Genomic DNA, 21,299 nt, shown 5'->3' with positions numbered 1-21,299 from the left:
TATTCGTCTGTCGGCTAATACCGCGAACTTACTCACCAAGTTTTACTCACCAAGTTTCACTCACCAAGTTTCACTCACTAAGTTTCACTCACTAAGTTTCACTCACCAAGTTTCACTCACCAAGTTTTAGTCACTAAGTTACTCTAGAGGCTATAGTTTTTAATATACGATTTAATAATATAATTTTAATATACTGAAATCCAGCAACTATAGCAGACTGCCGTTGTGCCAGTTACAGAACTGAACTGCTGTGGGGACACAGACTGCCATCGCGGCAGCAAAATATTCACTGATTTAGAGCCCAGCTCAGGTTCCCCGATCAGGAGTCAAGCGCACCGAGGGAGTCGCGAGTCGGGATGCAGCGCAGACCTAAGGGGGTTAATCCCATTAGCGGCTGCATCACTATTGCCTATTGCTAGCATGCCTATTGTCTTGAAAGGATAAGCAATATTGCTCAAAGGTTACTGAAAATTACTCTATCTTTTAAGCAGTAAGCTATAAGCCATTCCCGTAGCGTGGCCAAAAGACCAAGGCGAATGGCCAACTGCTGAGTGCTGAGTGCTGAGTGCTGAGTATCTGTCTAACCACCAGCAACAGCTGTGACAATACTCACTTCATCCCCATTGTTGAGTTTTGTTTCTGTATTGTCCAACAAGCGGATATCTTCCCCGTTCACGTAGAGATTCAAAAATCGACGGGGTTTACCCTGCTCATCGCACAGTCGTTGTTTAATGCCAGGACAATTACTTTCCAGGGATTCGATCAGTTCAGAAACATTCGTTCCCTCGCATTCTACTGTTGCTTGCTCTTGGGTATATTTTTGTAAAGGAGTAGGAATTAAAACTTTTACAGCCATAATCAATATCTTGCTTTGAATTCTCAATTTTGAAGGTTGAATGGTAAGCCATCAGCTATCAGCAATCAGCTATCAGCTATCAGTTATCAGCTATCAGTTATCAGCTTATGGGTTATCACAGGCTAGAAGCCTGTGCCACGCTACTAGATCGATGCTTTTGAATAAAATCAGATGATAGCTGACTGCTGATTGCTGACTGCTGACTGCTGACTGCTGATTGCTGACTGCTGACTGCTTAAACTAAAACTTGCTGCCATTCCAGACGGTCTAGGGTGTTAGCCCGCTCTAATGCTTGCTCGAAATTGTCTAGTTTTGGTTCAATTACCAAAGGTTCACCCACATAACCTTGAACTGCTTCTTGGGTCTTCAAGCCATTACCAGTGATGTAGGCTACTGTAGTTTCATCGGGGTCAATTTTACCAGCTTCTACCAACTTCTTGAGTACAGCAATTGTAGTACCTCCTGCAGTTTCTGTGAAGATTCCTTCGGTTTCTGCTAGCAACTTCATCCCTTCGATAACTTCTGCATCAGTCACGGATTCAATGTTTCCGTTAGTTTTCTTAGCTATTTCTAAAGCGTAGATGCCGTCGGCTGGGTTTCCAATCGCAATAGATTTAGCAATAGTGTTCGGCTTGACTGGAGTAATAAAGTCCCGTCCTTCTTTGAAAGCTTGAGCGATCGGGGAGCAACCTTCTGCTTGAGCACCACTGAAGCGCACTGATTTATCTTCTACTAGACCGACTTTGATGAATTCTTGGAAGCCTTTGTAGATTTTGGTGTATAGGGAACCTGATGCCAAGGGAGCAACAATATGATCCGGTAGTTGCCAACCTAGTTGTTCAGCGACTTCAAAGCCCAGAGTTTTAGAGCCTTCTGAGTAGTAGGGACGTAGGTTAATGTTCACAAATCCCCAACCGTGGGTGTTGGCTACTTCACAACAGAGGCGGTTGACTTGGTCGTAGTTGCCTTTGACTGCCATTAATGTGGGGTTGTAAATCAGAGTGCCCATCACTTTACCCGCTTCCAGGTCAGCAGGGATAAACACGCAGCAGTCGAGTCCAGCATGGGCTGCGATCGCAGCAGTAGAATTCGCTAAGTTTCCAGTACTAGCACAGGATACCGTTGAGAAGCCTAACTCCCTTGCTCTACTTAGAGCTACTGATACCACCCGGTCTTTGAAGCTGAGGGTGGGCATGTTGACAGCATCATTTTTAATGTAGAGATTTTTTAACCCTAAGCGTCTAGCCAACCGAGTCGATTTGACTAAGGGAGTCATTCCTGTACCCACATCAATATAGTTATCAGTAGCAAGGGGTAAGAAAGAACGATAGCGCCAGATCGATTTCGGACCTGCCTCAATGCTCTGCCGGGTTACATGGCTTCTGAGGGTACCGTAGTCATATTTTACTTCCAACGGACCAAAGCATTCCTCACAAACGTGCATTGCCTTGGGCTCATACTCCGCACCACACTCTTTACACTTCAATTTGGTAAATGCGGTAGATGCCTGGGTTTTGGGAGTAATTGTGGCTTGGCTCATGGGTATATCTCTAATTACGCTCTCTAATTACGTTCCGTCAAGACTTGATTAAAAGTAACATACCTCAAAATGTCCGTCAACCATACCCGACTTTTTTAGTCGGGATTAATTGCACCCCTTAAAGACTCATCATTAAGCAGTCAAAATTACTGTCAAGTTAAGTACAAACTTTTGGTGCGATTAGTGATATATGGCTGTGTGTAGGGAACAGGGAACAGGGAATAGGCAAGAGGCAAGAGGCAACAGACAAAAGTAATCCCCCCGACTCCCGACTCCCGATTCCCGATTCCCGATTCCCGACTCCCGACTCCCTAGTAGCGCTGGTGGAAACCGTTATAGTATCTTTCCGAAAGCCGAAAATCATTTCCAATCCCTAAATAGTCCCTCAACTATCCCATGGGCAAGATAGCTAGAAAATATAAATTCATCATCACTTGTCTGACTACTCTAATTTTCATTAGTGCTGGCAGCGCCTCTGCTCAAGACACAGTTATCTTTAGCAGAAAAGATATCTTTCATCCCGTTATCGCTAACAACGGTATGGTTTCCTCTCAAGAACGCTATGCCTCAGAAGCTGGTTTAGCCGTTTTAAAAGAAGGTGGCAATGCTGTTGATGCTGCGGTAACCATTGGGTTTACCCTAGCGGTAACCTTACCGCGAGCTGGGAATCTCGGTGGCGGTGGCTTTATGCTCTTACATCTGGCCAAGGATAACCAAACCATTGCTATTGATTATCGGGAGAAAGCACCAATCGCTGCTACTCGTGATATGTTCCTGGATAATAATGGTGAGGTTGACCCAGAAAAGTCTCGATACAGTTATTTATCTGTAGGTGTTCCTGGTACCGTAGCTGGGTTAACCATGGCACTGGAAAAATACGGCACTATTTCCTTAGAACGGGCATTACAACCAGCTATTAAATTAGCAGAAAAAGGGTTCCCAGTTTCTGAAGATTTGTTCCGCTCTCTGAGATACTCTCAGCAGCGAATGCAGGCTTCTGAGGCGAGTATGGCTATTTTTTATAAGCCAGGGGGCGTGCCTTATCAGGTAGGGGAAATCTTGATACAAAAGGATTTAGCCCGTAGTTTAAAGCTGATTGCTAAATATGGGGCTAAAGCTTTTTATGATGGTGCGATCGCATCGGCTATCGTAGCAGACATGGAAGCCAATGGTGGTCTGATTACCAAAGAGGATTTAGCGACCTATAAACCCGTGATTCGAGAGCCGATTCGGGGCACTTATCGGGGCTATGAGATTTATTCTATGCCACCTCCAAGCTCTGGGGGTATCCATCTGGTGCAGATGTTGAATACCTTAGAAGCATTTCCGATTCGGAAACTGGGACATAATACTGCCCAAACCATTCATTTAATGACGGAAAGTATGAAGTTAGCTTATGCTGACCGTTCTAAGTTTTTAGGAGATCCTGACTTTGTGCCCGTTCCGATTGCTGAATTAACCTCTAAAACCTATGGTGAAAGCATCCGTCAACGGATTAATCCCTATCAAGCAACTCCCAGTTCAGAAATTGCCCCTGGTAATCCTACTCAACGGGTAGAAAGCAATGATACCACCCATTATTCAGTGATGGATAAGTATGGCAATGCTGTTGCTAATACCTATACTTTAAACTTCAGCTATGGCAGTAAAATTACAGTACCGGGAACGGGTATTCTCCTCAACAATGAAATGGATGATTTTTCAGCTAAGCCAGGAGTCCCTAATGCTTTTGGGTTAACTGGAGCAGAATTCAATGCTATAGCACCGGAAAAAAGAATGCTGAGTTCTATGACCCCAACAATTGTGCTCAAAGATGGTAACCCTTATCTAGTCACTGGCAGTCCCGGGGGGAGTAGGATTATTACCACCGTTTTGCAATTGATTATGAATGTAATTGATCACCAGCTCAATATTGCTACAGCTACTAATGCCATTCGGGTACATCATCAATGGTTACCGGATCAACTTTTTATAGAACAGGGTTTGAATGGTGATACAATCCAGTTATTGAAGTATAAAGGATATAAGATTTCGGTGGCTAATGCTATGGGGAGTACCCAGAGTATTATGTACATTAACAATTCATTTGAAGGTGCATCTGATCCTCGCCGACCTGGTGCCTTAACCTTAGGTTATTAACATAGCATTTACTTTAGCAATCCGTGTAGGAATTGTGGGAGTTTTGGATCGTAAATTCCCTACTCCCGTCTTGATGCAAAGCGCGAGTGGGGGAAACCACGCCAGTTGCTCATGGGGGGAACCCCCGCATGAAGGCACTGGCTCCCCAAGACCGCGCTGCATCGCTACTCCCTACTCCCTACTCCCTACTCCCTACTCCCTATTCCCTATTCCCTATTCCCTGTTCCCTTTGCTATTACATGCCTCCACCTGAGCCTAAGAATAAATGCCTAGATTGCTTAGGGATGAAATTGGAAGGAACGCTGATTCCGCCAAATAAACAAAAACGTAAGTTTTGGCAAAAACCCTCTAAAATCCCGCAGATTCATTTATACCTAACCATCCAATTTAAGCAACAGTGGGAACAGTTGCTCGAAGGTCGTGTTAAATTTGGACTCAAAGGTGGAGTACTGCGTCTTCATCTCCAAAATGGTAATATCCCCTATGAATTCCGTGACCTTGGTGGTTATCTTCAACTGGTAACAGTAGGTAATCAACAGTCATCATGGCCTAGTTGTGATATCAACCAGCGTCCAACAGATCCTAATGGCAACAGGGAAAAAGGGGGAGGTGTTGTTACTCCAGAAGCTACCCAATCGCAATCCCACGAGACATCCCAACTAGAATATCAACCAGAATTCTACGAGACATCCCAACTGCAATCCTACGAGACATCCCACGAGACTGACCAAGTTTCCTGGTGCCACATTACCAATCAAGTTTCGGCAGAAAATCCTGCCTGGATTTTTGAAGAAGAGAAGGGGAATGGTGTTTTATTTGGTTCCCTGAATCGGGTAAAGCTAGCAACTGTCAATGTCACTGCTTTACCCTGTTGTATCCAAGCAATCTTTGAAGTATCCCAGCGGGATATTTGTGTAACTGAAGTTGAGGGGTTGTGGTCCTCAAACCTTACCCGCAATAAAACCGTTGTGCTAAACAGACTGATTGTGGAACATTTGTTGGTAACTAGACTTAAGCCCTATCTGTCTCGAGTGGAATTGCAATATGGGTGAGGAAAAATCTCAACCGATTCTGCTAAGCCTGATCAAGCGGGTTTTAGTGGCAGAAACAGACAATCTTGAGCAGTTGACCGCAATGGTTGGGCTGAATCTGGCTGATGACTTCACTGCAGCTGACTTAAGTTACACTGACCTCAGCCAAGCTAGGTTGATGGCAGCGGATTTCAGAGGAACGGATTTCCGGGGGGCTAACCTCCAAGGTGCCAACTTATGTAATGCTGACTTGAGGGGGGCTGATTTCAGTCGTGCGAATCTAAGCATGAGCCACTTCAGGAGTGCTAATCTCCAGGGGGTAAGCCTTGGTGGTGCTGACCTGAGGGGGATACGATTAGATGGGGCTAATGTCAGGGATGGTGATCTCAGTGGTGCTGACTTGAGGGGAGCTGACGTCAGGAAAACTGACCTGACTGGTGTCAATCTTAGCGAGGCTAAATTGGGAGGTGCTTACCTCCAGGGGGCTAAACTCAGGGGGGCTAATCTGGGTAGTGCGATTTTGAGCAGAGCTAACCTTCAGGGCACTAACTTCATCCGTGCCCACCTGGGGGGGGCTGATTTGAGGTGTGTTGATTTATCTTATGCTAACTTGAGCCGTGCTGAGCTTAGTGAAGCTAATCTCAAAGGTGCGAAACTGAGGGGAACTAATCTCAAAGGTGCTGATTTAAGTTTAGCAGATATGACCCAAGTCTGCCTGATTCGTGCTAATTTGAGTTATGTCCATCTGATTCGTGCCAAGCTACGCAAAGCTGAGCTGATTCGTACTGACTTAAGTCACAGTGATCTCAGGGGAGTTGATCTTCAGGGAGCTGACTTGAGTTTGGCTATCTTTGAAAATGCTGACCTTAGGAGTGCTAATCTCAGAAGTGCGAAGATGAATCTTACCGAGTTACATGGTGCCAATCTCAGGGGGGCTGATTTTAGTGATGCTGACATTAGGGGGGCAAAAGTTAAAGGGGCTAGGTTCGCTAAAAATAGAGGTATTTCTAATCAGATGAGACGGGTTTTGATGCGGTTAGGGGCAATTTTTGAAGATGATGACCGCGATAGCTCTATAGTAATTATTCCTCGTTAAGTTACGGAGTATCTGTCGGTAAATTGTAGCGCTGGGGGCAGGGAATCGGGAATCGGGAATCGGGAATCGGGAATCGGGAAAAAGTTATGAAAAAACTTTTTATATAAGTTTTAGCAATTCCTCTTGATGCAGTAGCGAGTAGGGTGCGTTAGGCTTGGCCTTAACGCACCCACAAGATCTATTACAAGACCGCGATCGCATTTCTTCAAGCAACGTTATCCCCTGAGGTACGTAAGGGAATTAGAGGCAGCAGGGGAGACAGGGGAATCAGAGACACCTTTGAGGTTTCAGTCTTGGCAGGCTCGGGTGCTTGGAAAGGTTGCTCAAATTGCTCAAACTGCATTTCGGACACTGGTTGCTGTAACAATTTTTCTAATGCAATTTGCGGTTGGACTTCAGCAATATCTTCTTCGAGGATTTGATTGAGCTTAATTTTGTCTTCTATTTCCAGAGTAGTAATTGCTTCGACAAGAGATTCGAAAGGAATTAGCATTTTGACAGCAGCTTGTATCATATTTTACCTTCCGGGATTATGTTTATATGATTACTTAAGTTACTATAGTAGCCCCAATTTACCTCTGTGGTAACTCCAGTTTATGTTTATTAACATAAAATTCCAAGTCAGAATTTTAACTGTTGACTATTTTACAAAAATGTGTTTAATCCAGCCATAAAATTTTACCAGCTATGGTTATTGTCAACAGATCAGGACATAGGATTAAAATGAGCAAAAATGTAGTTAAACATACTATTAAGCATGGAAAACTACTTTTCTCTGGCTTACTAAGCAGGGATTCTAGGATGTCTGTATAATTACTCTAATAAAAATCTCCCGATCTCCCCATCCTCACAGGGGTAGGTTGTTTACATTTAGGTCGGGAGTCGGGAGTCGGGAGTCGGGAGTCGGGAGTCGGGAAAAGCAGGAAATGGGGAGAATTATCCCGGAAATTATTGTGTATTTTGATACGAATTTTGAGGAATTTCTACGTAATCAAAGTACCTACTCGCCCCTTTGTAAAAAACCTACCCTTGTGAAATCTGCCCACACTTCCCACACTTCCCACACTTCCCACACTTCCCACACTTCCCGCGCCCCTGCCCCATCTCCCCATCTCCCCATCTCCCCATCTCCCCATCTCCCCATCTCCCCATCTCCCCATCTCCCCATCTCCCCATCTCCCCACACTTCCCACAGGTTTATTATGGGTATTCAACCGGACGAATAATCAAGATTTGGCAGTAAAATCACCAACATCTCTATTACTTCGGTCGGGTGTGATGGAACCAACAGAAGCACAATATCTAATTCTCAATGCTTTGGATACCTTAGGATTACTAGAAAATACTGTTTATGACCAAGACAATGGCATTTGGTACATCAGCACTGCTAGCCTTCTTCTGCCCTTTGCTATGCTTTTACCAAATGGTGAAATTACCCCGATTACACCTGTAGCCGAATTATGAAGCCCTTAAGTGAATTACAACAACAGCAATATCAACGAATGGTAGAACTCTCCACTCTGGCTCGTCAGCGATATCTGGACTCCGGAGGAGATCCAAACCGAGCCTCAGGGAGTCTACACAATGAAAATTATATGACTGCGGAAGAACAGCAGGAATTCTTGATATTAGCTAGGGCACTTTCTGGGATTTATACTAATAATGGTTATGTTTACTGTCAAGGGCGCTCTTGGAAATTACCGGAAGTGTTGAATCAGGACTAAAGTGGAGTGTGGGTAAAACCTACCCCTGCTCCCTACTCCCTGCTCCCTATTTTCTTCCCTGCTCCCTGCTCCCTTTAATACGACAAATTTCCCATAATTCTGTTTCATCTTCATGAGTGACAAGGTAATCATGGAGCCAGTTACAACTCTGTGTCACTAAATCATCTAAATCGAAATTCCATAAAATTACCGTTTTGTCACCACTAGCAGAAGCAATAGTCTTGCCATCTGGGCTAAAGGCCACGCTATTGACAGGTGCGCTATGTCCAGTGAGGGTGTGCAGTAGTTTTCCTTCCAGATTCCACAGTTTCACAGTCCTGTCATGACTACCAGAAGCGATAGTCTGGCCATCTGGGCTAAAGGCCACGCTATAGACAGATGCGCTATGGCCTTTGAGGGTGTGCAGGGGTTGGCCTTGGTGATTCCACAGTTTCACCGTCTTGTCCCAACTACCAGAAGCGATAGTCTGGCCATCATCGCTAAAGGCCACGCTAATGACAGGCTTGCTATGCCCTTTGAGGGTGTGCAGGAGTTTGCCTTCTCGATTCCAGAGTTTGACGGTTTTGTCCAAACTAGCAGAAGCGATAGTCTGGCCATCATCGCTAAAGGCTACGCTAATGACAGATTCTTTATGGCCTTTGAGGGTGTGCAGTTCTTTGCCTTGGAGATTCCACAGTTTCACTGTCTTGTCCCCACTAGCAGAAGCGATAGTCTGGCCATCATCGCTAAAGGCCACGCTAATGACAGGCTTGCTATGCCCTTTGAGGGTGTGCAGTTCTTTGCCTTGATGATTCCAAAGTTTCACGGTGTTGTCGCTACTACCAGAAGCGATAGTCTGGCCATCATCGCTAAAGGCCACGCTAGTGACACGTTTGCTATGGCCTTTGAGGGTGTGCAGTTCTTTGCCTTGGAGATTCCACAGTTTCACGGTGTTGTCATCACTAGCAGTAGCGATAGTCTGGCCGTCTCGGCTAAAGGTAACGCTATAGACAGATGCGCTATGGCCAGTGAGGGTGTGGAGTGGTTTGCTTTCTAGATTCCACAGTTTCACAGTGTTGTCATCACTAGCAGAAGCGATAGTCTGGCCATCTCGGCTAAAGGCCACGCTATAGACAAGTGCCCTATGTCCGGTGAGGGTGTGCAGTTCTTTGCCTTGGAGATTCCACAGTTTCACCGTCTTGTCGAAACTACCAGAAGCGATAGTCTGGCCGTCTCGGCTAAAGGCCACGCTATGGACAGATGCGCTATGTCCAGTGAGGATTTGGAGTAGTTTGCTTTCTAGATTCCACAGTTTCACCGTCTTGTCCCTACTACCAGAAGCGATAGTCTGGCCATCTGGGCTAAAGGCTACGCTATAGACATATTTACTATGTTCATTGAGGGTGTGCAGTTTTTTGCCTTGGTGATTCCACAGTTTCACCCTGTTGTCCCTACTACCAGAAGCGATAGTCTGGCCATCTGGGCTAAAGGCCACACTAGTGACAAAGTTGCTATGGCCTTTGAGGGTGTGCAGTTCCTGGCCCTCTAGATTCCACAGTTTTACCGTGTTGTCTCTACTACCAGAAGCGATAGTTTGGCCATCATCGCTAAAGGCCACGCTAGTGACACGTTTGCTATGGCCTTTGAGGGTGTGCAGTTCTTTGCCTTGGAGATTCCACAGTTTCACTGTCTTGTCATCACTACCAGTAGCGATAGTCTGGCCATCTGGGCTAAAGGTAACGCTATAGACAGATGCGCTATGGCCTTTGAGGGTGTGCAGGGGTTGGCCTTGGAGATTCCACAGTTTCACGGTGTTGTCTGCACTAGCAGTAGCGATAGTCTGGCCGTCTCGGCTAAAGGCCACGCTCCATACAAGTTCGCTATGTTCGTCTAGGCTATTAAATTCTTTCACTCCATAGAGAGATTGCCGTAAACTAGCGATCACTCTAACTCTAGTATCACCTTTTACCCAATACGCCTTGTTGAGTTTTCTTACTGCCCTTAAACTCTCTTTTAGAGCATCAAAGGGTTGCTCTAAGGTAAACAAGAGTTCTGAAGATTGACTCAGGAGTTCGATTTCACCTCGTCTTGCCTCTCTCGCCTGTTTACTAGACTGTAACCCAAAAGCTGTCGAAACAACTGTCCCCAATACCAACACACCAATAAACGCTCCCGCCACTAACCGGCGGTTACGGGTGATTTGCTTGTGTTTCTGACCGCTTACCTGAATATACTCCTCAGCCAGCCCATTCAACATGCCCAACTTACCATACTCGTTTAAATACTCTTGGGCTTCTACTAACCTCCCCCCAAGCAACAGTAAACCAACATCATCACGCTTCTTTCCCTTCTGCTGCCATTCAAGGGCTGCCGCTTCCAGCTTGCGTTCGATCACCATTGTCTCTGTATAAGTCTGCTTCCACTCCACCAACTTTCCCCAGTGGCCAATCAAGGCTTCATGAACCACATCCAAAACCACATCCTGGGAATTTTCCTCATGGCTTCTAGTAATCAAGCGGTTGTCTGAACTGGCTAACTTCTGGCTAACAGCATCGAGCAGTTCTAAACTGTGGTGAGAATTGACTAACTCCCCCAGGCGTATTCGTCTACGGGTATCGAGAGTATCTCCCACTTGAGTTAATTCCAACAACAAACGCCTAGCCACATTTTGTTCTTCCGGTGATAGACTATCAAATACCTGATTGGCTCTCTTTTCGAGAGTTCCCTCAATTCCCCCTAACTGTTGATAAGTCTTTAAGCGTAAAAACGTTTCCTGCTGATGTCTTGACTGTTTCCATAATTCCGTCAGAGTATATTGGAGCAGGGGCAGGCTGCCTGGATAATCTTCGACATCGTTAATCAGTTGCTGTTTTAATCTGCCCTCAATTCCCAATCCTACTAATTCCGCCGGTTTAGCGATCGCTTCTTCAATTTCCTCACGGTTCAAGTGGTCTACATTGATGTAAGGTTTATTAATCTTTTCAACAAATTGAGCATACTCTCGCAACCGCCCCCGAAAGTCAGAGCGCATAGCAATTAAAACAATTAGATTGTTGGTATTCTCGATTAATTCAATCAAACTGTTAAAGAATTCCTGGCGTTGGTCAGGTTGACTCATGGTGAAGCACTCTTCAAACTGGTCAATAATCATGACCACCGGAGTAACACTAGAATTCTCTGACTGCTTCTGCTCGCCCTCCCCCTTTTCCAGCACCTCCTGTAACCTTTGCTTTGGTGCTTCACCAGGAGTAAAAGGTTCCAGATAATACCAGCGATCGCTTCCAACAATTACCTGCCCTAACTTCAGTTGATACAATAATCCAGCCCTAACTAAGGAAGACTTGCCACTACCGGAAGCCCCTAAAACTAACAGCAGACGGTCTTTTGTTTTAACTCGTTCAATTAACTGCTGGGTCAACTTAGAGCGACCGTGAAACACCAGAGCATCCTCTACTTTCGCCGTAAAATAAGACAGAGACCGATAGGGGCACTTATCCTGAAAGCTGGATTTCGTAAACTTGGTAGTGAGTAGAATAGCTTGGTTTGAGTTAGCGATTAAAGGACGTTGAGAAGTCATTGACATCCGCTTCTCAATAAACTCTGCCAAATTATGACTATTTACAATACCATCCGGGTGATTTTCCGGATTCAACCCTGCCAGTAACGCCTTGGTAAATACTCCTTGTTCATGGCTTATCTCTACTCCCGGTTCAAAGGAACGAGTAGCAGTAATTAAGCAGTAAGCTTTATCGGTTGGGATAAAGTTTAGTAACTCGCCACTGTAGCAACAATCTAACCAAATCACTACCTGTTTGACTGAGCTAGTTGCGATTTGCTCACCCAACTCCCGTAGAGAATAGCCATAAATTCCAACATCAGGGAAGGCATCACTAGTGACTAAGAAAACTTCCTCAATACCATCCACCTCTTGTCTACAGCCATGGCCTGAAAAGAAAAATAAGGCGGTTTCTGGGGCTTGGTTGGGAGCGGGAGGATTAAACAGATTAGCGACTGCTGACCTTAATTCCTCTAATTTTACTATGCCTCTGCTCGATAGTTCCTCTGGTTCTTTTTGAGTCAATCCAAGGGGTAAGTCCTGAATCCGAAACGGTTCATAGCCATAGTGATCTAATTGTTGAGCGACATTTTCCCCATCTAATGCCGCAACGGTCAGGTCGTTAAAGTTGGTGTATTCTGGATAACGGTTAATCCCAACGATTAGGGCTTCCCATTCCGGTGTCATTGGAGCGAGGTTCTGAATTTTTATTAGGTTAACATACTATCGCAATTTCGAGCACTCGGCTGATCCTTCGTGTATAAAGATAGTGATTGAAGTAGTGGCAGTGGCTGATGAATACTAACAAAACCCTATTAGCTTTTTTACTTGCTCTGACTGATTTAGACACACCCTTGAGTCAAGCTGAGACTAAGAGCATCAAAGAAATTGGCGATCAACTCGATGCCCAACCTCTGGCCTGGGAGAGGTATACCAAACCCAAGTTACTAGAGATGATTGCAGCTAATCCTGAGTTAAATCAACGTTACCAAATTTACTCTACCCAACTTATTAACACTAGGGTCGATATTCCCCTAGAGTATCTACCAACAGAAGCGGAAATCCAGCAATTCGATACCACTAGTAGTGTCTGGGTCATCAAAGGATATAAACCTAAGTCATCACCTACAGGCTATGACCAACACATTAATAATATTGTGATTGTCGTCAGTCGTACAGAACAGCCAGAAGCAGCTGTGAAACAATTACCCTTGGAAAAACTGAAACAGTTTTTAGGGACTTCTAAAAAGTAAAGTACCCAATTTGGAAGATGGGGAGATGGGGAAATGGGGAGATGGGGAGATGGGGAGATGGGGAGATGGGGAGATGGGGAGATGGGGAGATGGGGAGATGGGGAGATGGGGAGATGGGGGAATAAAATTGAATGTAGCTCGTAAGTAGGATCAACGCTATACTCAGAAATTGGCGTTGGGTCAGTCTTCGAATGAATACAGAGTAGAGTGGGCATCCTGCCCGCCCGAAAATAACCATGAAACTGGCAAGATGCCAGTTCCACGCCTGATGCATTAACTGGCAAGATGCCAGTTCCACGCCTGATGCCCATTCCACAGGATTTTTAGCCTGTTCCCTGTTACCTGTTCCCTGCTCCCTACTCCCTACTCCCTACTCCCTGCTTCCTAAAATAATAATTTGTACCTCACCCAATTGAAAAGAGTGCTATAGTGAGCGATCTAATCTTTCCAACTCTGGATTTATTTTTATATGATTTACGAGATGCTCTCAACCTCACTGAAGCTGAGAAGCAAGAAAAGCAAGCTAAGTTCCGAGCTAAACTCCCAGCCGATAGTAAATTTTCCGATCCTGATCTAGAAACCAAATATTTAGAACTACTCCCTAGGCAAAAGTACTATGATTTTACCACAGCAAACAATACCCTAGAAGGGTACTACTACCCTGTCCGCTTAAATGATACCTATGGTTTGCAAATTGATTGTTCCATTAACAATCAAACTGACCCCCAAACCCCTGACTGTTTTGCCAGACTCCGAGCCGAAATTGAATGGAGATTACAAGGTGAAAGGGCAACCCTAGGACAAACCTGGATGCTTTCTGGATGGTTAGCGAAAACATCGAGCAAAAGCTATGAATACATTGCTAAATCCTGTTATCAGGTTTTCCAGACAGCGGCGAATTGGTCACAAGATTTACATGGAGTATCAACACCCGAAAGTTCGACAAAACAGGAAAAAGACATTGCAAAATCTGGTGATAAGGTTTTCGATAAAGGGGCGAATTGGTCACAAGATTTACATGGAAAAGGCAGGTTATTTGGTGGTGAAGTTTTTGAGCTGTGGCGATATCAACCCCTGAATCAGGCCAACTGCCATGTAATCATTATGATCTTTCCTGACCAAGCAAGTATGGAAAAGGCAGCGGAGTTGTATACTGATTGGATGGGTCTGTTTAGTTATAGAAACAAAATTTTATGGGCTTACAGCCAAAGTCGCTTAATCAAAAATTCATTGGTCAATTTTTATAAGCAGGCTGAAGAAAATCAGAGACTTATCAATGACCAAAACGCTTCTGGCTTTAGGGAGCAAACCATAGCCGCAAAACTGGATGATATTCAAAAGTCTTTGGATAATTATACCCTAGATTTGCCTAAACTAAATTTTCAAAACCAAATTATCGAGATTAATTTATTCAATTATCAAACCCGTTTAGAAATCATCAACCAAAAATGCCAAGAATTAGGGGCCGATAATAATCTGAAGTTTTTAGAAACGTTTAGTAAAGAAGTAAAGCAAAATTACCTATTGCAGGTTACTAAAGACTATGATACTATGGCGCTAGGCTTACGGCTACTAGAAACCAGGATAAATGCCATCCGTAGTCAAATTGAGCTGGAAAAAGCAGAACGCGATCGCACTTTTCAAAATATAGTAACGGTAGTTGGTGCGGGCACAGCGGTTACAGCTTTAGTGGATTTTGAAGCGAAGCAGTGTAAGGCTGTATCCAAGATTATAAAACCCTTGGAGAACAGTTGTAAAAACCCTTTAATCAATAGTGTGATAGTACCTGTTGGGCTCATCCTGATCTTTGGAGTAATTGCTTTGTGTCTCAAAAAAATCTTATCTGCTAGTAGGTAGGGGTGAACTGAGCTGTTGCACGATTGAAATTAATCCTATGGTGGGCAGTGCTTACCGTTCCCAGATCCGTAGAGTGGGCATCCTGCCCGCCCGAAAATATATTGAAACTGGCAAGATGCCAGTTCCACGCAAGATGCCCATTCCACGGCAAGATGCCCATTCCACGGCCAGATGCCCAAATCTAAGGAACGGGCAAGATGCCCATTCCACGGCCAGATGCCCAAATCTAAGGAACGGGCAAGATGCCCATTCCACGGCCAGATGCCCGTTCCACCAAGATGCCCATTCCACAGGTGCGACCCGTGGCGAATTTAATAATTAGATGCGGAAAGCGCACCTAAAAACTCTTAAAATCATTCCATTATTAAGCAACGCCCCCGACTCCCGACTCCCGACTCCCGACTCCCGATTCCCGACTCCCGACAACTGCCACGAAGTCTAATCAACTGCTCCCAACGCTTTCAGGGACGTAATAGTTGCTTTTGTTAAACCAGTAACACCAGCTATATTCATCCCCTCATAGGGTCTAGGCACTCTCAGGGTTTTGATACATTGACCCGTCTCAATATCCCAAAACTTAATTGTGCCATCGTTGCTGCTACTGGCCAGCATTAAACCATCTCGACTGAAAGCAACAGACCATACCAAATTAGTATGTCCATGGAGAGTTTTTAAACATTCACCTGTCTGAACATCCCAGAGCTTACAGGTTTTATCATAACTACCACTGACGATCAGTTTACCATTAGGGTTGAACGCCACTGAGCGTAAGCGATGGGTGTGTCCACGCAAAGTGTTGAGACACTCACCAGTGCCAACATCCCAGAGCCTGACCGTGTGGTCTTCACAGCCACTAGCGAGAATTCTGCCATCTCCACTAAAGACAACGGACTTGATGATATTCCGGTGTCCCTGCAAAGTACTCAAACAGTCACCGGTGCCAACATCCCAGAGTTTAACGGTTTGGTCTTCACAGCCACTAGCAACAATTGTGCCATCTGGACTGAAAGCTACTGACCAGACCAAACTCCTGTGTCCTAATAAGGTCTGGAAACACTCACCGGTGCTAATATCCCAGAGTCTTACTTTATCGTCATTATGACCACTGGCTAAGATTTCTCCATTGGGACTAAAGGCGACTGAAAGTACCCACTTGGGTCCGTGGAAGGTGTTGAGGCATTCACCAGTGCTAATATCCCAGAGTCTGAGGGTTTGGTCTTTAGAGCCACTAACTAAGATTGTACCATCTCGACTAAAGGCAACAGAAAATATCAAATTGGTATGTCCTCGTAAGGTATCGAGGCATTCACCGGTACCAACATCCCAAAGTCTGACGGTTTGGTCTTCACTGCCACTGGCGAGGGTTGTGCCATCTGGACTGAAAGCAATAGACCATACGCCATTGGTATATCCTCGAAACGTGTTGAGGCATTGACCAGTGTTAATATTCCATAGCCTTACAGTTTGGTCATCACAACCACTTGCTAAGGTTACGCCATCTGGACTGAAAGCAATAGACCATACGCCATTGGTATGTCCGTACAACTTATTAACACATTCACCGGTGCTAAGATTCCATAGCCTTACGGTTTTGTCATCACTACTACTGGCGAGAGTGGTTCCATCTCTACTAAACCCGATTGACCATATGCTTTTTGTATGTCCCCGCAGAATCTTAACGCATTCACCGGTACTAAGATTCCATAGCCTTACGGTTTTGTCATCACTACTACTGGCGAGAGTAGTTCCATCGGGGCTGAAAGCCAGTGACCTGACCTGCTGAGAGTGTCCTTCTAAGGTGCTGAGGCATTCACCTATATCAGAGTCCCAGAGTTTGATAGTTTTATCTTCACTGCCACTAGCGAGAATGGCACCATCGGGACTACAAGCTACGGCTCTTACGGTCTGGGAGTGCTCTGACAAGATGTTCAAGCATTCACCGGTACTAACATCCCAGATTCTAACGGTTTTATCGCCACTGCCAGTAGCAACAATTGTGCCATCTCCACTGAAAGCAACTGACCATATTCTACTCCTATGTCCTCGCAAGGTGTGGAGGCATTGACTGGTAGCAATATCCCAGAGCCTGACGGTTTGATCTTCAGAGCTACTAGCCAAAATCTGAGTATCTTCACTGTTACCATCATCTAGCCTAGTAAAGGCCAATGACCATACCCAACTGGTGTGTCCCTTTAAGGTTAAACGGTATTGACTATCGGCAATTTGCCACAGATGAATCTTGCCCATGCTATCACCTGCAGCCAAAAGCTGGCCATCGGGGCTAAATGCTACTGACAAAATACTACCAAAGGGTTGAGTAAAAACTGATTTAGCGATGGTAGCATTAGCGAAGTTTACATCTAGCAACTCTACCCCCTGAAGGTAAGCTTGCAAAATAGTGAGATTAGAAAAATCATAACCCCTTAAATCAGTTTTAAGTTGGCAGAGCAGATTAAGGATATTACCGGCTACATAGCCTACCTTTGGCACCAAGTCTTCTCTTATCTTTGAAAGACTACAATTTAGGGTTTCTTCCAGACGACCTTGACTAGTCAAACTAGCGATTAGCCGATCGATTACTGGTTTGAGGAGCAGAAGGGATTGAGCTTCCCGAAGGTACTGTTTTGCCAAAGCCTTCAGCAAACAATGAGAATTAAACAGAGCTATTTTATCTGTGAGTATTTCCTGACTAACCTGCTCAATGACTTTTTCAGTCATGTACTCGATCAGGACAGGTTGCAGGGTAAAGCCTGCTGAACTTTTTTCCAAAGGTAAACGTCTTTGCAGGGATTGCAGTGTTACTGGTAACTGTTGTTTAGCGACTGGTGAGAGGATATCCTCTCGGAGTTGGGCAAGGGAAACAGCTTCCCGATTAATTGCTAACCAGTAAAGAATGTCTTTTTCGTAGTCTGATAAGTGCTCAAAGTGCCAGGTTAACACTTCACGAAAGTCATCGAATACGGGTTTTCCTTCTGTTAAAAATTCGCCAATATTACCCAAAAATACTTCATCAATATGCTTGGCAACAATTTCTAGGGATAAAGGATTACCGTTGTAAAATTCAATCAGTTTTTGCCATTGCTGATCTGAACCAGAGAACGAGGCAATGGAATTAAATATTTTCTTGCCATTTACAACATCAAAACCGCTTAATTCCAGGCAACGAACCGGTCGTGTTTTGCCTTCAAGTCTGGCAATGGCGTGGGGCTTCTCTCGGCTGGTGATCAACAAGCAGCTTTGATGGGAGACTTCTCCAATTTGTCGGAACAGTTGCTCATACTGCTCATATCCCTCTCGATATTGCCCAGGCTTCTCACCACCTTGTAGAATTGACTCCACATTATCCAGGATTAGCAAACAGCGATGCTCACGCAAATAGTGAAGTAGTAGTGATAGTTGAGCATCTAGGGTGTCTGGTAAATCTGTTTCTACCTGGTTGGAGAGAAATTTGATCAGCTCTTCAAGAATTTTGATAATGGGAGGAGCATTCAGTAGCGTACGCCAAATTACGTACTCAAAGTCATCCTGAATGCCATGGGCTAGCTTGAGGGACTGATCAGTTTTGCCAATTCCCCCCTTACCTAGCTTCAGGGAGAGTCCAGTTTTACCAATTCCACCCATTCCTAGAATTGCCACAACTCGGCAACGATCATTGAGAATCCATTCCACTAAGGTAGCTAATTCTTCGGTACGTCCAAAAAAAACTGGCACATCCGGCGCTGCTGACCAATCTACTCGATTTGGGGGGATTTTAGCGGTTGTCTTCTGGATTGAGGACTTAGGGAGGCTGTTCTCAATTACATATTCCCAGTTAAGTCCTAAAACTTGGCAAAATACCTGGAAAACTTGGGCATTAATCGGTTTTCCTTGCAAGAAGCGTTTCCAAGTAGCTAGGGAGACACCAGGAGCATAGATTTCTTGCAACCCATACTCCGAGGATGCCCAGTCGATATCTGGATTTAAGATCTTACTCGCCTCGACCAGCCATCTGTGATCCTCTATCGTCCATCCCTTTCGGTTTCGATACTGTTTAATTGTTAGTCTTCCCTGTCGAGATGCTTGTAAAGATGGCAAAATCTCACCTCAGCTATAGGATTTACAAATAGGTCATGAACAATCTTGCTGATGTCTCATAACATCAAAAACTCTTTGGAGCTCTTTCCTACTATTCCCTGTTCCCTGATCCGAAGTTCCCTGTTTCGACGGGTCCGCTGTTTACATTTCAAATAAAAATGCATACTATATTAGAATCAAACCAATAGCTAAGCTCAAGGAAATCGCAGCTAAACTCTGGTAAACGCCCTTAGGCATATTCCAGGTCTAAGAGGCTATTTTAAAGGTGTTGGATCCTACTCGTACATACCCCCCTAACCCCCCAAAGCAAGGGGGTAAGTGGCTCAAAGTCCCTCAGATTTCCGATAATGATCGCTGATGCCAAACATGTGTTACTTCTCAAACATCCTCGCGACCCAGAGAATCTTAATGGGCTACGCCCACGCTACGCGATGAAGCTTTGCTTCCGCTAAGAGCGATCGGAGCCTCTGTCAGTAGACATACTCCTAAAGTAAGTGACAAGATCCCACCAACACTTAGGTTCGCTTTCCCCATTAAGAATTAAATTCCACACAGGTCGCACCTCAGGAAACCTCTTCACAATCCTGTTCACAATTCTTTGCTACTTGATGTGTTAATAATTCAAACTAGAGCCAGGTGAGAGCTCGAAATTATTATACTTTATTATACCAATTGTCAAGTGCCAATTTTGGATCATCTGTTGTGATCAGCAGCTGATCCAAACCTGATCCAAAACTGTGTCTAGCAAAGGCTGGGCAAATTCGGAATTCTGGATAATGTGTAATTCAGGTAATGCTAGTCATGGCACAAACAAGATCAGAACCCCCATTACTGATCCAAGCAATCCTTGAGGGGTTTGTGGATGGGGTGCTGATTCTAACTATTAACCAAGATTGGTTTCATGCCAATGAGTGTGGACGTCGAATGTGTTCTCAAATCACTCAAGGTAGGTCACAGATAAATTCTATCCCTGACCAAATTTGGCGAGTTTGCGAATCATTAATTGATAGTCGTGAGTGGTTTTGCGATCGCAAACTAATTCTCGAAGCTGAAATTAAAGTGGATAAGTCAGTTAACTTTCGGGTTAGGGTTAGATGGTTAACGTTAGAGTTATCCCCAGATCCTTACCTCTTAGTAACCCTAGAAGATCAAAATCAATCTTATCAAAATTCCGCTAGCACTGATGCGCTCAAATATGGGTTAACTCCCCGGGAAGAGCAAATATGGTCACTTAAAAAAGCGAACTTTACTTACCGAGAAATTGCCCAGCAGCTATTTATCAGCATCAATACGGTTAAAAAGCACTTAAAAAACATTTACGCTAAACAAAAATACTGATAGGTATTACCATTACTATATAGCACTACTCAATTGATTTAGGGACTTTAGCCCTGGCTTTTAGGGAGTAGGTATTGGTGGTAATCAAATTTAAATTTGTTCATCATTATAATTACTAATTTCACTAAAATTATTACTACGTTGAGTTAAGAATCATAAAATATACTAATTTTTTTCAAAAATAGGGGAGCAAAACTCTATGTCAAATAAAGAAAACCGAGAGTTGGATAAGTGGATTAAGAGTAATCCAGATTCAAGAGAATTAAAAAGAGCGCTAGCTGTAAAATTTGCCATACAAGGCTTGGAATATCAAGCAATATCCGAATTCTTAAATGTATCAAAGAGCTTCATTAGTAAGTGGAGAAAAATTTTTCATGCAGCGGGTGTAGAAGGATTAAAATTATCTTATAAAGGGGGTAAAGGCTATTTAACTAAAAAACAAAAGCAAGAAGTTATCACTTGGATTAAAAAACAATATAAATGTAATTTTGATAAATTAGAGGGTTATTTGATTGAGGAATATAATGTAGTTTTTAAATCCCGGACTAGCTATTATAAATTAATAGCTGAAGCCAGGAGTAGTGTGGAAGAATCAAAAAACAATAATCATTATAAAAATAAAGAATTATTGGATAAAATACTGAATCGTATTTACAATCAAGCCTAGTTTTATACTGAGGGGGTGACGAAATGAGCTAAAACGCAGATTCTATAAGCGACCTAGCCCTTCGCGTTGATAATACTTTCGTTTATTAGGATTTAATTTCATTAATTCGGTTACTAATTTTAGACAAACATCCTTAAAATTCATCCAGGTTTGACCATACAAACCAACGTAAAAACTGCTATGCCTCCG

18 protein-coding genes are annotated in these 21,299 nt (G+C 44.1%); 10 read left to right on the top strand and 8 right to left on the bottom strand.

Annotation, left to right across the window (positions count from 1 at the left end; all coding sequences use genetic code 11):
* Positions 1 to 580: 580 nt before the first annotated feature.
* From F6K57_RS23165 to F6K57_RS23155, 3 genes are all read right to left on the bottom strand, one after another.
* Positions 581 to 856 (bottom strand): MoaD/ThiS family protein, encoded by a 276-nt coding sequence (locus F6K57_RS23165; protein ID WP_293027789.1) that lies wholly within the window; start codon positions 854 to 856, stop codon positions 581 to 583.
* A 235-nt stretch (positions 857 to 1,091) separates the two neighbouring features.
* Complete coding sequence (thrC, locus tag F6K57_RS23160) at positions 1,092 to 2,396, bottom strand: threonine synthase (protein ID WP_293027792.1); 1,305 nt, start codon at positions 2,394 to 2,396, stop codon at positions 1,092 to 1,094.
* Between the two features lie 157 nt (positions 2,397 to 2,553).
* The gene (locus F6K57_RS23155) at positions 2,554 to 2,760 is read right to left on the bottom strand and encodes a hypothetical protein (protein WP_293027795.1); all 207 of its coding nucleotides are present in this window, start codon (positions 2,758 to 2,760) and stop codon (positions 2,554 to 2,556) included.
* Positions 2,761 to 2,792: 32 nt separating this feature from the next.
* Between F6K57_RS23155 and ggt the strand changes: the two genes are divergently transcribed.
* From ggt to F6K57_RS23140, 3 genes are all read left to right on the top strand, one after another.
* Entirely contained in the window at positions 2,793 to 4,535 is a 1,743-nt protein-coding gene (gene ggt / locus F6K57_RS23150) for a gamma-glutamyltransferase (RefSeq protein WP_293070886.1), read from the top strand.
* A gap of 128 nt (positions 4,536 to 4,663) precedes the next feature.
* The gene (locus F6K57_RS23145) at positions 4,664 to 5,587 is read left to right on the top strand and encodes a hypothetical protein (protein WP_293027804.1); all 924 of its coding nucleotides are present in this window, start codon (positions 4,664 to 4,666) and stop codon (positions 5,585 to 5,587) included.
* Positions 5,580 to 6,662 (top strand): pentapeptide repeat-containing protein, encoded by a 1,083-nt coding sequence (locus F6K57_RS23140; RefSeq protein WP_293027808.1) that lies wholly within the window; start codon positions 5,580 to 5,582, stop codon positions 6,660 to 6,662. The genes F6K57_RS23145 and F6K57_RS23140 overlap by 8 nt, the downstream gene beginning before the upstream one ends.
* A 205-nt stretch (positions 6,663 to 6,867) precedes the next feature.
* Here the strand turns inward: F6K57_RS23140 and F6K57_RS23135 are convergent, their stop codons facing one another.
* Both F6K57_RS23135 and F6K57_RS23130 read right to left on the bottom strand, forming a co-directional pair.
* Positions 6,868 to 7,176 carry a hypothetical protein gene (locus F6K57_RS23135; RefSeq protein WP_293070885.1) on the bottom strand — a complete coding sequence of 103 codons (309 nt, stop codon included), beginning with the start codon at positions 7,174 to 7,176 and terminating at the stop codon, positions 6,868 to 6,870.
* 486 nt (positions 7,177 to 7,662) lie between these two features.
* Positions 7,663 to 7,830 (bottom strand): hypothetical protein, encoded by a 168-nt coding sequence (locus F6K57_RS23130; RefSeq protein WP_293027818.1) that lies wholly within the window; start codon positions 7,828 to 7,830, stop codon positions 7,663 to 7,665.
* 110 nt (positions 7,831 to 7,940) lie between these two features.
* On the opposite strand from F6K57_RS23130, the gene F6K57_RS23125 reads away from it, so the two are divergent.
* The gene (locus F6K57_RS23125) at positions 7,941 to 8,126 is read left to right on the top strand and encodes a hypothetical protein (RefSeq protein WP_070392097.1); all 186 of its coding nucleotides are present in this window, start codon (positions 7,941 to 7,943) and stop codon (positions 8,124 to 8,126) included.
* Entirely contained in the window at positions 8,123 to 8,386 is a 264-nt protein-coding gene (locus F6K57_RS23120) for a hypothetical protein (RefSeq protein WP_293070882.1), read from the top strand. Before F6K57_RS23125 ends, F6K57_RS23120 begins: the two co-directional genes overlap by 4 nt.
* Positions 8,387 to 8,432: 46 nt before the next feature.
* Here the strand turns inward: F6K57_RS23120 and F6K57_RS23115 are convergent, their stop codons facing one another.
* Positions 8,433 to 12,608 carry a caspase family protein gene (locus tag F6K57_RS23115; RefSeq protein WP_293070880.1) on the bottom strand — a complete coding sequence of 1,392 codons (4,176 nt, stop codon included), beginning with the start codon at positions 12,606 to 12,608 and terminating at the stop codon, positions 8,433 to 8,435.
* 107 nt (positions 12,609 to 12,715) lie between these two features.
* Between F6K57_RS23115 and F6K57_RS23110 the strand changes: the two genes are divergently transcribed.
* The 3 genes from F6K57_RS23110 to F6K57_RS23100 all read left to right on the top strand — a co-directional run bounded on the left by F6K57_RS23110 (position 12,716) and on the right by F6K57_RS23100 (position 15,031).
* Positions 12,716 to 13,174 (top strand): hypothetical protein, encoded by a 459-nt coding sequence (locus F6K57_RS23110; RefSeq protein WP_293018146.1) that lies wholly within the window; start codon positions 12,716 to 12,718, stop codon positions 13,172 to 13,174.
* 25 nt (positions 13,175 to 13,199) lie between these two features.
* Positions 13,200 to 13,322, top strand: a complete 123-nt coding sequence (locus F6K57_RS23105; RefSeq protein ID WP_293018147.1) for a hypothetical protein — start codon at positions 13,200 to 13,202, stop codon at positions 13,320 to 13,322.
* A gap of 281 nt (positions 13,323 to 13,603) precedes the next feature.
* On the top strand, positions 13,604 to 15,031 hold the full coding sequence (locus F6K57_RS23100; RefSeq protein WP_293070877.1) for a hypothetical protein: 1,428 nt from the start codon (positions 13,604 to 13,606) through the stop codon (positions 15,029 to 15,031).
* 51 nt (positions 15,032 to 15,082) lie between these two features.
* Here the strand turns inward: F6K57_RS23100 and F6K57_RS23095 are convergent, their stop codons facing one another.
* Positions 15,083 to 15,322 (bottom strand): hypothetical protein, encoded by a 240-nt coding sequence (locus F6K57_RS23095; RefSeq protein WP_293070875.1) that lies wholly within the window; start codon positions 15,320 to 15,322, stop codon positions 15,083 to 15,085.
* 147 nt (positions 15,323 to 15,469) lie between these two features.
* The gene (locus F6K57_RS23090) at positions 15,470 to 19,105 is read right to left on the bottom strand and encodes an NB-ARC domain-containing protein (RefSeq protein ID WP_293070873.1); all 3,636 of its coding nucleotides are present in this window, start codon (positions 19,103 to 19,105) and stop codon (positions 15,470 to 15,472) included.
* An 801-nt stretch (positions 19,106 to 19,906) separates the two neighbouring features.
* Between F6K57_RS23090 and F6K57_RS23085 the strand changes: the two genes are divergently transcribed.
* Entirely contained in the window at positions 19,907 to 20,443 is a 537-nt protein-coding gene (locus tag F6K57_RS23085; RefSeq protein WP_293070871.1) for a helix-turn-helix transcriptional regulator, read from the top strand.
* 199 nt (positions 20,444 to 20,642) lie between these two features.
* The gene (locus F6K57_RS23080; RefSeq protein ID WP_293070869.1) at positions 20,643 to 21,110 is read left to right on the top strand and encodes a helix-turn-helix domain-containing protein; all 468 of its coding nucleotides are present in this window, start codon (positions 20,643 to 20,645) and stop codon (positions 21,108 to 21,110) included.
* Positions 21,111 to 21,299 lie beyond the last annotated feature (189 nt).

Origin of the sequence: Moorena sp. SIO4A5, from assembly GCF_010672005.1 — a bacterium.
Classification (GTDB): domain Bacteria; phylum Cyanobacteriota; class Cyanobacteriia; order Cyanobacteriales; family Coleofasciculaceae; genus Moorena.
Note: the sequence above shows the minus strand (reverse complement) of the source record. Positions and strands in the feature narration are given on the sequence as shown.